This is a genomic window from Erysipelothrix sp. strain 2 (EsS2-7-Brazil) (genome assembly GCF_016617655.1).
GTDB lineage: Bacteria > Bacillota_I > Bacilli_A > Erysipelotrichales > Erysipelotrichaceae > Erysipelothrix > Erysipelothrix piscisicarius.
In genome coordinates this window covers 12,299-26,431 of sequence record NZ_SCFT01000010.1, presented here as the reverse complement: position 1 = coordinate 26,431, position 14,133 = coordinate 12,299, and the positions used below count along the sequence as shown (strand labels likewise).

The window sequence follows — 14,133 nt, the reverse complement described above, 5'->3', positions numbered from 1 at the left end:
TTGGTTTTAAACTATGCTGGTTGTTTACCAATGTAAGCTAAGATACCACCATCAACATAAAGGATGTGTCCGTTTACGAAGTCTGATGCTTCTGAAGCTAAGAATACAGCAGGTCCCATTAAATCTTCTGGTTTACCCCAACGTGCAGCTGGTGTTTTTGAAATAATGAAGCTGTTGAATGGATGTCCATCAACGCGTAATGGAGCTGTTTGAGGTGTCTCAATATAACCAGGTCCAATTCCATTACATTGAATATTGTGTTCACCGTATTCTGATGCAATATTCTTAGTAAGCATTTTTAAACCACCCTTAGCAGCAGCATAAGCACTTACTGTTTCACGTCCAAGCTCACTCATCATTGAACAGATGTTAATGATTTTACCGTGTCCTTTTTCGATCATTGAAGGAAGAACAGCTTTTGACATGATGAATGGTCCATTAAGGTCGATGTCAATAACTTGACGCCAATCTTCTACAGACATTTCGATCATTGGTACACGTTTGATGATTCCAGCGTTATTTACAAGAATATCGATTGTTCCAACTTCTGTTTCAATTTGTTTGATCATTGCTGTAACTTGTTCTTCATTTGTTACGTCACATACATAACCATGAGCTTTAATGCCTTCTGCTTCGTATGCTGCAAGTCCTTTGTTTACAAGGTCTTGATTAATATCGTTAAATACGATTGTTGCGCCTGCTTCAGCATATCCTTGAGCTAAAGCAAAACCAATTCCGTATGATGCTCCTGTTACAAGAGCGATTTTTCCGTCTAAACGGAAGTTTTCCATTTTAAAGTTACTCATATTCAATTCCTTTCCTATCGTTGTACACGACCTGAACCGTCACCTTTAGCAAGTGTTTCCACTTCCTGAACAGTAACACGGTTGTAATCACCCTCTACAGAGTGTTTTAGACAGCTCGCTGCTGTAGCAAACTCAATTGCATCTTGAGGTGCATAATCATTGAGCATGGAGTAAATTAATCCAGCACCAAATGAATCGCCACCACCAACGCGGTCTACAATACGAACGTTATATTTCTTTGAGAAATAAGCTTGATCGCCTGTATAAAGCATTGTTGACCAATTGTTATCACTTGCTGAGATGCTTTCACGTAATGTGATTGCAACTGCTTTAAAGTTAAAGCGCTCGTGAAGTTGTTTTGCAACATCAATATAACCATCATGGTTGATTTCACCTGTTGTGATATCTGTGTTTGAAGCTGAAATTCCAAATACATCGTGTGAATCTTCTTCGTTAGCGATGACAACATCAACATACTCCATTAATTCACCCATTGTTTTATTTGCTTGTTCATTACTCCATAACTTCTTACGGAAGTTAAGATCACAACTTACAGTTAAACCGTGTTTTTTAGCTGCTTTTGCAGCTTGTAGTGTAATCTCGGCTACGTTTTCACCTAAAGCAGGTGTGATTCCTGTTGTATGGAACCAGTCGTATCCTTCAAAAATTGCATCCCAATCAAAATCTTCTGGTGTTGCTTCAGCGATTGCGGAATGTGCACGGTCATAAACAACTTGACTTGCACGTTGTGAAGCACCTTTTTCCAAGAAGTAGATACCAACACGATCGCCACCGCGTGTAATCTTGCTTGTATCGACACCGTAACGACGTAAATCGTTAACAGCGTTTTGTCCAATTGCATGTGTTGGTAATTTTGTTACAAATGCTGCGTCCACTCCAAAGTTTGAAAGTGAAACGGCAACGTTTGCTTCGCCACCACCGTAAGTCGCTTGATATCGATCAGCTTGCGAGAAACGGAGGTAACCTTCTGGAGCAAGACGAAGCATAATTTCTCCAAATGTAATTACTTTTTTCATTTAAATACCCTCTCTACATCTTTACGTCAGGATTAATCAAATGAATGGCAAATCCTGCGATTTCTTTATCTAAGTATGCAAAGTTGATTTTGTTTGTTTTCTTATTGCGAGTAATTGTATCTTCTACAACATGGATGCCTTTTTTCTCTAATTGATAAAGAGCACGTTCTGGGTAAGGTGTGTAAATTCCAAAGTGTCCGTGTTCACCACGTCCAACTGAGTTAAGGAATTCAAAACCGCGACCTGCGAAATGACTCTTAGGTTTTCCATAATACTTAAATCCAAACAAATTACATAATACTTCAGCATTTTCTTTGGCTTCTTCACTAGTGTTGTTATTGAAACCAATATGAATTAATTCATATGATAACAATGCATCCACTGCCTCACGGCTTAGGCGTTCAACAGTATCCCAATCTTTAGCTGCAATCGCATCAGCAGGCAACATGAAGCTACCACCAATAGCATTAATGCAAGGTAAAGCTAAGTAATCATGCATGTTCTTAGCATTAATTCCGCCTGTTGGCATAAATGTAATGTCAGCATACGGTGCACTGAGGTCTTTGATCTTCTTAGCACCACCACTTGATTCTGCAGGGAAGAACTTAACGTTTGTCAATCCATAAGAGATTGCTGTTTCAAGTTCTGATGCTGTAGAAATTCCAGGTAATACAAGAACATCATTTTCAACACACCATTTCACAACGTCATGATTAAATCCAGGTGTTACAATGAACTGTGCCCCAGCCTTGATTGCAGTTTCGGCTTGGGAAACTGATGAGACGGTACCCGCTCCAATTAACATATCTGGTAATTCTTTAGCGATGATTTCGATTCCGGGTAACGCAAATTCACTTCGGAATGTGATTTCCATACAATCGATGCCACCGTTATAAAGTGCTTGTGCCATTGGCAACGCATCTTCGATTTCAGTTATTTTAACTACGGGAACGATACCGATTTTTTCAACTCTATTTAAAACTTCACTCATATAGTAGTCTCCCTTTTATTTTGACCAATGTCCAGTCGGTCTCTAGCAAACCAGCTAAGACAATAATAGGTGAGTAAACCGGTTTTGTCAACTGGTTTACCAAAAAAATAATGTTTCGCCTATATATAAGGACTAAATTGTGAAAAAAATGATAATTTCACATGAAAGCGGTTAGATTTATTAAAAAAAACCGTTGACATGACAAAATTCAAGGGCTATAATGCGTATGTCCAGTAAACCAGTTTATAAACGTTTTTCAAGGAGGTACTTACATGGAAAAGCATATTAAGCAAGTGACCATTGAGCCAATCCGCGATATTGATATTTTCAAGAATGCAACACTGCTTACAAAAGAAGAAGTGAAGCAAGCAATTGAAGATACCATTAAAAAGATTGATCTCAATATGGAGCACATTGGTGAGCGCTTCCCATGGTCAGCAACAAAAGATCTGAAATATCCGATCATCGATAATATCGAATGGACAGACGGATTTTGGACCGGTCTATTGTGGTTGGCGTATGAATACACAGGTGATGAGAAGTATCGTGAGCTCGCAGATAAAAATGTTGATTCTTTCCACCATCGTGTTGTAAATGATATTGAAATTGATCACCATGATCTTGGATTCCTATTTTCATTATCATGTGTGGCAAGTTACAAACTAACAGGTTCTGAAAAAGCAAAAGAAGCTGCTATTTTAGCGGCTGATAAGCTCCTTACCCGTTGGCAAGAAAAGGGAGAATTTATACAAGCCTGGGGCGAGTATAATAATCCTGAGCATTACCGTTTCATTATTGATTGCTTATTGAACATCCCACTATTATATTGGGCAACAGAAGTTACGGGTGATGACAAATATGCGGATATCGCAGAGCGTCATTTCTACACAAGCTGTCAATACGTAATTCGTGATGATGCAAGTGCATTCCACACATTCTACATGGATCCTGAAACAGGTGGTCCAGTACGTGGAGCAACACGTCAAGGTTATAATGATGAATCATCCTGGGCACGAGGCCAAGCTTGGGGTGTATATGGTATTCCATTAAACTATCGTTATACACATGAAGACGAAGTGTTCCCACTGCATGAAGGAATGACAAATTATTTCTTAAACCGTTTACCAAAAGATTTCGTATGTTATTGGGATCTCATCTTTACAGATGGTGATGACCAATCACGCGATTCAAGTGCTGCAGCGATTGCAGTATGTGGTATGCTAGAAATGATCAAATATATGAAAAATGATGAACTTAAAACTGTGTATGAGGGAGCATCACACACAATCTTAAGATCGTTGATCGACAACTATACAAAAACAACACATGAACCAGGAAATCCAGTGCTTTATCACGGTGTCTATTCATGGCACAGTGGAAAAGGTGTGGATGAAGGAAACATCTGGGGCGACTACTATTATCTAGAAGCTCTAATGCGTCTTTATAAAGACTGGGAATTGTATTGGTAAGAAAGAGGTAAAATTATGAGTACTCCAAATATTGTAATGACACGTATCGATGAACGTCTCGTTCACGGTCAAGGTCAGCTTTGGATTAAATCACTTGGCGTTAACACCGTTATCGTGGCAAATGATGAAGCTGCACAAGATGTCATGGCTCAGACACTCATGAAAACTGTAATTCCAAAATCAGTTGCAATGCGTTTCTTCCCCGTTGACAAAGTTATCGAAGTTATTCATAAAGCGTCTCCACAACAATCCATTTTCTTGATTGTGAAAGATACAAAAGATGCTTTACGTTTAGTTGAAGGTGGTGTTCCAATTTCAGAGATCAATATTGGAAACATTCACAATTGTAAAGGCAAAGAAAAAGTTACACGTTCAATCTTCTTAGGTGAAGATGATAAAGACTGCCTAAGAAAAATGGTAGCAAAAGATATTGCTTTCAACACTCAAACAACACCTAATGGTGGAGACGGTGCAGCACCAGTTGACATCCGTAAATATATTTAAGCATTAAGGCAATAACTATTTATTTCTAAAAGGAAAAGAGAGGAATTTAATAATGAATATTACATTATTTCAAGCGATACTAATCGGTCTATGGACTGCATTCTGTTACGCAGGTATGTTATGGGGTATCTACTCAAACCGTGCTTTATTCTTAGCATTTGGTGTTGGGTTAATCTTAAACGGAAGTCACCCAGGTGCACTTCAAACAGCTTTACAAGTAGGTGCTATTTCTGAATTAGCATTTATGGGATTCGGTGTTGGAGCCGGAGGAACTGTTCCACCTAACCCAATCGGTCCTGGTATCATCGGTACATTGATGGCGATTACAAACTCTTCAATTACACCTGAAAGTGCATTAGCATTGTCAATTCCATTTGCTGTTGCAATTCAATTCTTACAAACATTTGTTTACACAATCCGCGCTGGTGCTCCTGAGAGTGCTGCAAAAGCATTAGAAAACAAAGATTTCAAGAAATTCCGTATGACTACAAACTTTACAGTATTACTATTTGCTATCGTAGGTTTCCTATTAGGATTCTTAGGTGCTTACAGTATGGAACTTCTAACACAACTTGTTGGATTAATTCCAGAATGGTTATTAAAAGGCTTAAACGTTGCTGGTGGTATGTTACCTGCAATTGGATTCGCAATGATCTTATCTGTAATGGTTAAGAAAGAATTAATTCCTTTCGTAATCTTAGGTTACGTATGTGCAGCTTACTTCCAATTACCAGTTATCGGTATTGCTCTAGTAGGTGCTATCTTTGCAGTAAAACAATACAATGATTCACAAAACACAGTAAATGTATCAGGAACAGAAGTGGAGGCAGGTAACGATGACTGGATCTAATAAATTAACAAAAAAAGATTATTTTAAAACAACAGCACGTTCATACTTTTTACAAAACGGATTTAACTACAGTAACTACCAAGGTCTTGGTTATGCTTTAGTTCTTTATCCAGCATTAAGAAAAGTACATACAAACGATGATGATTTCGCAGCAGCACTTGGTGCAAACTGTGAATTCTATAACACAAACCCTCAATTACTTCCTTTCATTACTTCATTACACTTAGTAATGGCTGATGAAGGACGTCCTGAGTCAGAAATTCGTCCAATCAAGATGGCTTTAATGGGTCCTCTTGCTGGTATCGGTGATTCCTTATCACAATTTGCGATTGCACCACTTTTCTCAACAATCTTTGCATCACTTGCAATGGATGGTGTTTCAATTGCTCCGCTTCTATTCTTAATCACTATTAACGCTGTATTATTCGGTATTCGTTACGGAATGGGTGTTTATGGTTATAAAGTTGGTACAAGCATTATTGATAAATTAAGTGAAAAGATGGAACAAATCTCAACAGCAGCAAACATTGTTGGTGTTACAGTTATTTCAGGTCTTGCAGCTACATTTGTTAAGATGAAAGTTGATATTTCATTCGCAGCTGGAGAAATCCAAGAAGGTGTTAAACAATCAACCGTTAACATCCAAGGTCTTTTAGACAAAGTTGCTCCTGCATTGTTACCAATGCTTTATACAGGTTTAATGTACTACCTAATTAAGAAAAAAGGTTGGAATACATACAAACTTGTTATTCTTACAGTAATACTTGGTGTTGCCTTAAGCTTCTTCGGAATCTTAGCTTAGTATTTAACTTTAGAGAGCTACTTCGATAAGTAGTTCTCTTTTTTATTCATAAGGAGAACATAAGATGGTAAAGAATTCTTTATATCAAACAATTGAACACAAATCGAACGTCCTTGATCTCAAACGCTTAAAATCAATGTATAATTTTAAGGAAAAAGAAGTGGTCGCTTATGCAGATCAACTGATGATGAATATCTTTACATTCACTCGTGATTGGGATATGGAACCATGTGATACACCTTACACCTTAAATCCATTTGGATGGACAACCACACCAAATGGCGATGATGAGTGGATATTTATGTTGAATCGAATGGATTATCTTCCGTCATTAGTAATGGCGACCGTTTTAACGGACGATTTAAAGTATATAAACCATGCCAAAGATCGAGTGTTGCATTGGATTGATGCACATACACCACTCACTTCAGGACCCTCTACACGTACTCTGGATACTGCGATGCGGATGAATAATTGGTTGGATTTATGCCCTTATTTAAAGGCGTATCATCTTTTAGATGAGGATGTCTTTGCACGCATTCAAACCAGTCTTGAAACACAAGCAAACTATCTTAAAGAACACTATCTAACCAAGTACACATTGAGTAATTGGGGTAGTATTCAAACCTGTGTTTTGGCCAAGTATTTGGGGTGGCTTAAACACGATGCCGATACAGACTTTAAAACATGGGTTCATGAAGAAATACAGACCCAATTTGAGATTCAAGTATATCCAGATGGTATGCATTGGGAACAGTCAACGATGTATCACGTCGAAGTTCTAAATTATGGACTCAAGGCGTTACCGTATGTGAAAGACCAAGAAGGATTTAAGCAAACACTTGATCAAATGGCATACGCGCTTTATTATCAAGCAACCCCACAGGGCGATATTGTGGCATTTGGGGATAGTGATCGAACGGTTTTAGGTGGCATTTTGGGGTATTGCGCTGTAGCGTTACAAAATCCAATGTATAAATCAAAAGCTCATGATGTGCTTGATTTTGAGGTTTGTTATGCGTACGGCGTAATGATGCAGGATGCTTTTGAGGCATTGGAAACGGAAGTTCCAGTTTCCTTAAACTACGATGGCGTGGATAGTGGTATCTTTACCACGCGAAGTGATTGGGGTTCGGATGCGCATTTCACTATGTTTACGAATGGGTCTTTAGGAAGTGGACACGGGCATGCAGATAATCTCCATGTTTCAACATATTTCCAAGGAAAACCTGTATTAGTTGATCCAGGGCGTTTAACTTATCGTGAAGATGACCCACGTCGCATGCACCTTAAAGGCATGGAAAGTCATAATACCGTTATTCTCGATGGAAAGCCTTCCGCAATTCCTGATACCTCATGGACGTATGCTTCTTTTTATAAACCACTTAAAAATTATGTGCGTCATGAGGGAAATTGCCATTACTATGAAGGCGTTGTGGTTTCGGATGCTTCCGTGCACCAACGCAAATTGATTGTTATTGATGATGGTATTTGGATGATTGTCGATGAAGTTAAAGCTGAAGGAAACCATGTTGCTACAACGAAGTATCACTTAGATGAATCATTACTGTATCAAAATGGTATAATAAAGTTTGAAGATGAATCGAAATTAAATGTATTGAGTACAAGTCCGATCACCGTGGCTTCAGATGTAATTTCATATACATACAATAAGGCATCAACACATTCTGTTTTAGTCCAAGAACAGGATTTTGTGGATGCATGTGTAAACGTGACACTCTTTGTAGATCCAAAGTGGACGGTAACACGTCTACCCATTCTTCAAAATGGCGAGACGCCCATCGCTGATGAACGAGGTTGCGCGTATGCTTTTGAAAATGATGATGAAGTGATTGAGGTTTGTGTGCTTCACGAAGAGATTTGGCAAGGGAAAAAAATTATGTACTGTAATGGAAAACCATTCCACGCGAAATGTGTTGTACGCTCAAATCGCTTCGGACAAAAGGTAATGCGCGCTTAAATCAAAGCGCTAACAACTTGTTAATCGGTTTACTTAGTAATATAATAAGTACGTTATGATGTAAAAAAAGAATAAGTTGATGAAAGGAATTAAACATGACTCAGGAAAAGAAGTTAACGATTAAAGAAATCGCTTCGTTGGCGGGTACATCGAAAACCACCATCTCATTTTTCTTGAACGGAAAATTTGATAAAATGAGTGCGGAAACACGCGAACGCATTGAGAAAGTCATTGAGGAAACAAATTACAGTCCCAGTGTGGTCGCGCGCTCATTAAATGCAAAAAGCATGAAACTCATCGGTGTAATTATCGGTGATATCACCAATGCATTTGCAAATCAAATTGTTAAAGGAATTGATGAAGCAGCAAAAGAGGGGAAATATCAACTTATCGTAGGGAATACCAACTACGATATCGAAAACGAAGAGAATTATGTCAATCGAATGCTTGCGATGGGTGTTGATGGGTTTATTGTTCAACCAACAACAAGTTTTCATAAATTGATTAAGAAAATTCGTTCTCAAAATAAGGAGATTGTTTTTATTGATTCACAGACGAATGTTCAAAACAACCCTTGGGTAAAAACGAATAATTATGAAGCTGTTTTAGAAACGACCGAGGAAATGATGAAACTTGGGTATGAAGAGTTTATTCTTCTAACCGCAGATCCAAGTATTCTCTCAACCCGTCAAGAACGTTCACAAGGCTTTATTGATGCACTTGCATTAAATGGCAAACAATGTAATATGCAAATTGTGTCAGACAATGTCACACCCGCAGAAATTACAGAAATTATCAGCAATAATATTATGTTAAACCGTAAAACATTGATCTTTGCAGCCAACTGTTGGCTCTTACCCATTGTTTATATGGGATTGAAAGAATTACGGAATTTGATTCCTACCACAATCGGTTTACTTGGATTTGATAATACAGAGTGGACTAATGTTGCATCACCATCTGTCACGACCATTGTCCAACCTGCATACGATGAGGGCTATCAAGCAGCACGGATTTTGATTGATCGGATCGAAGGTGGCTATATGGAAGCACCAAATCAAATTCTTAAATGTAATATTAACTGGCAAGAATCAACATGCCAAGGAGATCTTCTTTAGAGGTCTCTTTTTTTTACCTTAATTTATATTAAATGAGTTTAATAGCTAAGATTGAAAAGCGTGAGAATGCTATAATAGGAAATAAAGAGGAGGATGTTATGGAAAAATCAAACACTTTAAAATGGATGGTGCTTACCGCAATGATGACTGCACTGATTACTGTGGTCACGATGATGATAAAAATCCCTTCCGCAACCGGAGGTTATCTCAATCTCGGTGATTTTGTAATTATGATTTCAATGGCTGTAGTGCCGTTTCCCTATGCGCTCTTTGCTGCGGGAGTTGGAAGTGCTTTTGCAGATATTTTCGCAGGTTATGCCCTTTATGCGCCTTTTACCTTGGTCATTAAAGCAGGTGAAGTTGTGATTTTGTATGGCTTGAGACATCACCTAGAATCCTCAAGACGTTGGATTCCCTTCTGTTTGGCAGGGCTATGGATGATGGTGATGTATGGCTTTGTGGCTGTATGGATTGCGCAAAGTTGGGGTGCGATGCTTATTGCCTTCAAAGGTGATGTGTTCCAAGGACTTCTTGCGGCGGTCTTAGCGACCCTTTACTATCCAAGAATGGTTAAGCTTGTTTCAACCTTAAATCCTAAAAAAACACCTTGATCGTAAGGTGTTTTTTTTCTAATCTTTTTTAATTTTATTCCGTTTGGAACGAGCTGCAGCCTTCACATCCTCAAAGAATTCACTGAATTGCTCAGATTTCATGGTTGGAAATGAGCGAATCAGACGACGTTCAGTAAATTTGTATTCAGCTTTAAGTTCAGCAATACGTTCTTTGATTTCCTCGATACGCAGGGTGCTTTTTTCATTTAAACTATGAATAAGTTCTGACATTTCGGTATGCAAGACTTCCAATGATTTAAGACGTTTCTTAAGATTCAATACGGATGCAACCGATACAACGAAATCAATCGCAATTACGATGCCTAAGACCGTTGACGCGACACGAATGGTTGTTGGGTTCAATCGATCAACGATTTGCACGACACCCGGGTGAATCCACTCTACAAGAACGACACAAAGAATACCAAATAACGTGCTGTTTAAAAGACAAACACGTCCCTTAATATTGTATTTATAATGGGAGTAATCCCACCAACGCATCCCAAATGCTTTTTCCATAATATAACTGGTTACATATTCCAAAGCACTGGTTAATAGAAATCCTAAAACAAATACTAAAATTGGGCTCTCTAAAAAAGGTTTAAGGATACTGAGAACAAACAACGCTCCAAATCCGTAAATAGGTACAATCGGACCATTTAAAAATCCACGTTCCACAAATTTACCCTCTGGAATGGAACAATAAAGTGTTTCCATAATCCAACCTATAACACCATAAATTACCCAATATAAAAAGAATATTGGAATCATTTCATTCATACAATTACCTCATATTTCTAAACGATATTGAAAGTATACCATATTTTCAATTGGGGTTCGTTGAATCGCGTCTTTTATCCACAAATATTTCGAAAATCGCATAATTTGTTCTCTTTTTCCTATACTTTTGTCCTAAATTCCAATATGATTAAAGTAAGACGTGGGACTAGAGGTGACCTATGCAATTATTTATTAAAGCCTATGATGACACTGAATTGAATGTTTTAGTCAATGAAATCAGAAATCCAAAAGGGATTGTGATTATCAGTCATGGCTTTTTAGAACAAGTTGTTTATTATAATTCCGTTGCATACGGACTCAATCAACGGGGCTATACAGTAATTCGTTATGATATGCGCAGTCATGGGAGTACAAAGGCTCCTTTAGGAGATTTGAAGGACTATCGTGATTTGCTTTTAGATTTGGATACTCTTGTGTCGTATTCGCAAACAAATGCTTCTGATTGTCCAATCTATACTATGGGATTTAGTTTAGGGGGTCTTGTGACTGCCCTTTATGGCTTGGAATATGGACATCGTATTGATGGACAGATTTTACTGGCTCCAGGTTTTTGTGTCCAAGATCATTGGGAATCACTCAATCAATCTTCTATTTCAGTTTTAGCGTTGTTTACCGCCTTAATTAAAGATGATTTATGGCAGTTAAGCATGATTGAACAAGCATTGTCTAGAGCGCCATTTAAGCGTGTCACACAAGCGTTTGTTTTAGAGACACTTGTTCATGCACCGATGGTAATTCAGGCCAGGATGAGCATGTATGCGTGCCCCTGTCTTATTTTTCATGGTGATTGTGATTCAATTGTTCCCTTGGAATCGTCGCAAGCGTTTTATGAAACGATAGAAAGCAAAGCAAAAGCATTGAAAGTCCTTAAAGGTGTAGGTCATAATATATTTCAAAGTCAAAAAAAGGAAATGGTGATGGATGCAACGAATGCATGGCTCGAAAATTTGAATAGGGTGGGATAGTCTATGAAAAAAACACTAACAATACTAATCATACTGATCAATTTGTTTGGCTGCCAATTTGTATCATCACCCAGTGATGATGGCACAAACAAAGATTTTGAGAGTGCATTAGATACTGCTTTAGTGTCAATGATCGGTTCAACAGATCCATCAAGCAATTATCTTTTGGAACATCCAGAAGATTATGATGTGGACGTCGAACACTATGCGTTTCGACTTGGAAGTGAAGAAGATTTTGAAATGTCAAAAGACTTAATTAAAGATATTGAAAAGAATATTCGTAAATTTAAAGATCGAACGTTATCGGATCAACAAATCATCGATAAACGCGTGCTGCTCTATGAGCTTGAGCGAATGGCTTCAGGTTATCAACCCTTCCAATTCCAAGTGGATCCAGAATTGGATTCAATTCCTCAATACCTGGAAGGATTTACCTTCAGAACGAAAAGTGATATCATTGGATATTTTTCTTTGATTGATTCCATTCCGTCGTATTTTGATGAGTCCATCGCTTTTTATAATAAAACAGAAATGATGACCCAGTATGAACATGAAACGTTAACGGAATTTGCGACTATTATGAAAGAGCAGTCCTTATCGGATGACTTTTTCCTAATTAAAGGGTTTGATACAAAAGTAGAATCCGCACCATTCCTTAATCAATCAGAAAAAACAGTGTACATCGAGCAAAACCGAGAAATGATTCGCGATGTTTTCTATAATGCTTTTGTTACGTTAGAGAATGAACTTAAAACAATAAAGACGCGTCCCAATCGAGGGCTCGCTCATCTTGAGAATGGAAAAACATACTATGAGACATTAATTCCTTCCTTAAGTGGTCGAAACCAAACCATTCCCGAATTTCAAATGTGGATTAGTAATCGTCGTATTGAAGTTTATCAACGTTTAAAAGATGTGGAAAGCAGCAATAAACTCTTGGAGTACCAAGAATTTGAAGCCAATCAAACGTCACCTAAGTATCAAGATGCATATGCATTAATTGATGATCTTTATCTTAAGAGTAAAAATGATTTTCCTGAAATACCCGCAATTCCCTATAAAGTACATCAAATCGATCCTTCTTTAGAAGCAATCTCAAATCCCGCGTTCTACTACGTGCCGCCCATTGATAGTGAATTTGAGCATACGCAACGAATCTACATTAATAGCGCGTTTGATCCGGCAAACTTTACAACCTTTGCCCATGAAGCCATTCCAGGCCACATGTATCAAACTCAATATATGCGAAGCATTCAAGGGATGCATCCAATTCGGCTGTACATCCGCAATAATGCAATGACAGAAGGATGGGCTCAGTATGTTGAACAGCTCTCAATCCGTTATCTTGGGGGTCCAGAAGGGTATGAGGATTACATTCGCGACTTATATGAGTCGATGTACTTAATCTTATTGGAAGTTGATATTGGCATCCATTATAATGATTGGAGTCGTGAAGAAATGGGAGCATTCTTTGATTCCGTCTATGTAAATAACAGTGAATCCGAACGTGATGAAATCTATCGTCAAATCATCCTAGAACCCGGTAATATATGGAGTTATTACTACGGTGCGATGTCAATCCAAAGCATGAAAGAACGTGCGCAAAGAGAATTGGGAGATGCCTTTGATGAGAAAGCATTCCATAAAATTATTTTGGATTTAGGCAGTGCAAGCTTTGATACTATGGAGACAATTTTTAATGAGTATCTCCATGCGCAATAGAAAAAACACCAATACTTGGAACTAGGTCAGTTCCGTTCCAAGTATTGGTGTTTTTATTTGGCTTCATGTCGTAATATTGTGAAGAAATACATAAGTCCGACGGTCAAGATAATATGACTTAACCCTGCTAGACCTGAGATTGCTGCCGACATTCCCGAAGATAAGGAAAGATTTAGAACCTCGGTGATGCCACGAACGGAAAGCATTAGGGTTGTACTTATAACACCTAAGTTATAGGTAATGTAGAAGCGATTCCACTTTGGATTTTTATCAAGATCAAATTTAATAAAGAACAAAGCAACAATGAGCGATAAAATCATACCCAATACCAGTAAATGCGGATGAATGAGACTTAATCGTGTAAATCCCGTAAAACCTTGAAACTTCGTAAATTCACGGTAGAATACTCCACCAACAAGTCCTGCAATTAGATATGCAAAGGACGTATTAATCATCTTTTTCATAGAAACCTCTTT

The 14,133-nt window shown here is 38.0% G+C and carries 14 protein-coding genes; 9 read left to right on the top strand and 5 right to left on the bottom strand.

The window, feature by feature from the left end:
• Nucleotides 1–11: 11 nt before the first annotated feature.
• Genes EPJ90_RS05760 through EPJ90_RS05750 form a run of 3 tightly spaced genes read right to left on the bottom strand, consistent with a single transcriptional unit; the run spans nt 12 to nt 2,834 of the window.
• A complete protein-coding gene (locus EPJ90_RS05760) occupies nt 12–806 on the bottom strand; it encodes a gluconate 5-dehydrogenase (protein WP_003775084.1) in 795 nt (264 codons plus the stop codon).
• Nucleotides 807–820: 14 nt separating this feature from the next.
• Nucleotides 821–1,843, bottom strand: coding sequence for a sugar kinase (locus EPJ90_RS05755; protein WP_161637279.1), 1,023 nt, complete (start codon nt 1,841–1,843; stop codon nt 821–823).
• A gap of 13 nt (nt 1,844–1,856) precedes the next feature.
• On the bottom strand, nt 1,857–2,834 hold the full coding sequence (locus EPJ90_RS05750) for a bifunctional 4-hydroxy-2-oxoglutarate aldolase/2-dehydro-3-deoxy-phosphogluconate aldolase (protein ID WP_123171239.1): 978 nt from the start codon (nt 2,832–2,834) through the stop codon (nt 1,857–1,859).
• Nucleotides 2,835–3,106: 272 nt separating this feature from the next.
• Between EPJ90_RS05750 and EPJ90_RS05745 the strand changes: the two genes are divergently transcribed.
• The 7 genes from EPJ90_RS05745 to EPJ90_RS05715 all read left to right on the top strand — a co-directional run bounded on the left by EPJ90_RS05745 (nt 3,107) and on the right by EPJ90_RS05715 (nt 10,169).
• Entirely contained in the window at nt 3,107–4,303 is a 1,197-nt protein-coding gene (locus tag EPJ90_RS05745; RefSeq protein WP_200542785.1) for a glycoside hydrolase family 88 protein, read from the top strand.
• 15 nt (nt 4,304–4,318) lie between these two features.
• Nucleotides 4,319–4,807, top strand: a complete 489-nt coding sequence (locus EPJ90_RS05740; RefSeq protein WP_200542784.1) for a PTS sugar transporter subunit IIB — start codon at nt 4,319–4,321, stop codon at nt 4,805–4,807.
• Nucleotides 4,808–4,859: 52 nt separating this feature from the next.
• Nucleotides 4,860–5,657: a PTS mannose/fructose/sorbose/N-acetylgalactosamine transporter subunit IIC gene (locus EPJ90_RS05735; RefSeq protein WP_200542783.1), complete on the top strand. Its 798-nt coding sequence runs from the start codon at nt 4,860–4,862 to the stop codon at nt 5,655–5,657.
• Entirely contained in the window at nt 5,644–6,459 is an 816-nt protein-coding gene (locus EPJ90_RS05730; RefSeq protein WP_161637283.1) for a PTS system mannose/fructose/sorbose family transporter subunit IID, read from the top strand. The genes EPJ90_RS05735 and EPJ90_RS05730 overlap by 14 nt, the downstream gene beginning before the upstream one ends.
• Nucleotides 6,460–6,523: 64 nt before the next feature.
• A complete protein-coding gene (locus EPJ90_RS05725; protein WP_200542782.1) occupies nt 6,524–8,440 on the top strand; it encodes a heparinase II/III domain-containing protein in 1,917 nt (638 codons plus the stop codon).
• A gap of 95 nt (nt 8,441–8,535) precedes the next feature.
• Nucleotides 8,536–9,558: a LacI family DNA-binding transcriptional regulator gene (locus EPJ90_RS05720; protein WP_200542781.1), complete on the top strand. Its 1,023-nt coding sequence runs from the start codon at nt 8,536–8,538 to the stop codon at nt 9,556–9,558.
• A gap of 98 nt (nt 9,559–9,656) precedes the next feature.
• On the top strand, nt 9,657–10,169 hold the full coding sequence (locus EPJ90_RS05715; protein ID WP_200542780.1) for an ECF transporter S component: 513 nt from the start codon (nt 9,657–9,659) through the stop codon (nt 10,167–10,169).
• Between the two features lie 18 nt (nt 10,170–10,187).
• Here EPJ90_RS05715 and EPJ90_RS05710 read toward each other — a convergent pair whose 3' ends face one another.
• Complete coding sequence (locus EPJ90_RS05710; RefSeq protein ID WP_161637286.1) at nt 10,188–10,949, bottom strand: putative ABC transporter permease; 762 nt, start codon at nt 10,947–10,949, stop codon at nt 10,188–10,190.
• Nucleotides 10,950–11,128: 179 nt separating this feature from the next.
• Here EPJ90_RS05710 and EPJ90_RS05705 point away from each other — a divergent pair, with 179 nt between their 5' ends.
• On the top strand, nt 11,129–11,935 hold the full coding sequence (locus tag EPJ90_RS05705) for an alpha/beta hydrolase (protein WP_200542779.1): 807 nt from the start codon (nt 11,129–11,131) through the stop codon (nt 11,933–11,935).
• Nucleotides 11,936–11,938: 3 nt separating this feature from the next.
• Nucleotides 11,939–13,657 carry a DUF885 domain-containing protein gene (locus EPJ90_RS05700; RefSeq protein WP_200542778.1) on the top strand — a complete coding sequence of 573 codons (1,719 nt, stop codon included), beginning with the start codon at nt 11,939–11,941 and terminating at the stop codon, nt 13,655–13,657.
• Between the two features lie 53 nt (nt 13,658–13,710).
• On the opposite strand, the gene EPJ90_RS05695 is transcribed toward EPJ90_RS05700, so the two are convergent.
• The gene (locus EPJ90_RS05695; protein ID WP_200542777.1) at nt 13,711–14,121 is read right to left on the bottom strand and encodes a DUF2871 domain-containing protein; all 411 of its coding nucleotides are present in this window, start codon (nt 14,119–14,121) and stop codon (nt 13,711–13,713) included.
• Nucleotides 14,122–14,133: the final 12 nt, after the last annotated feature.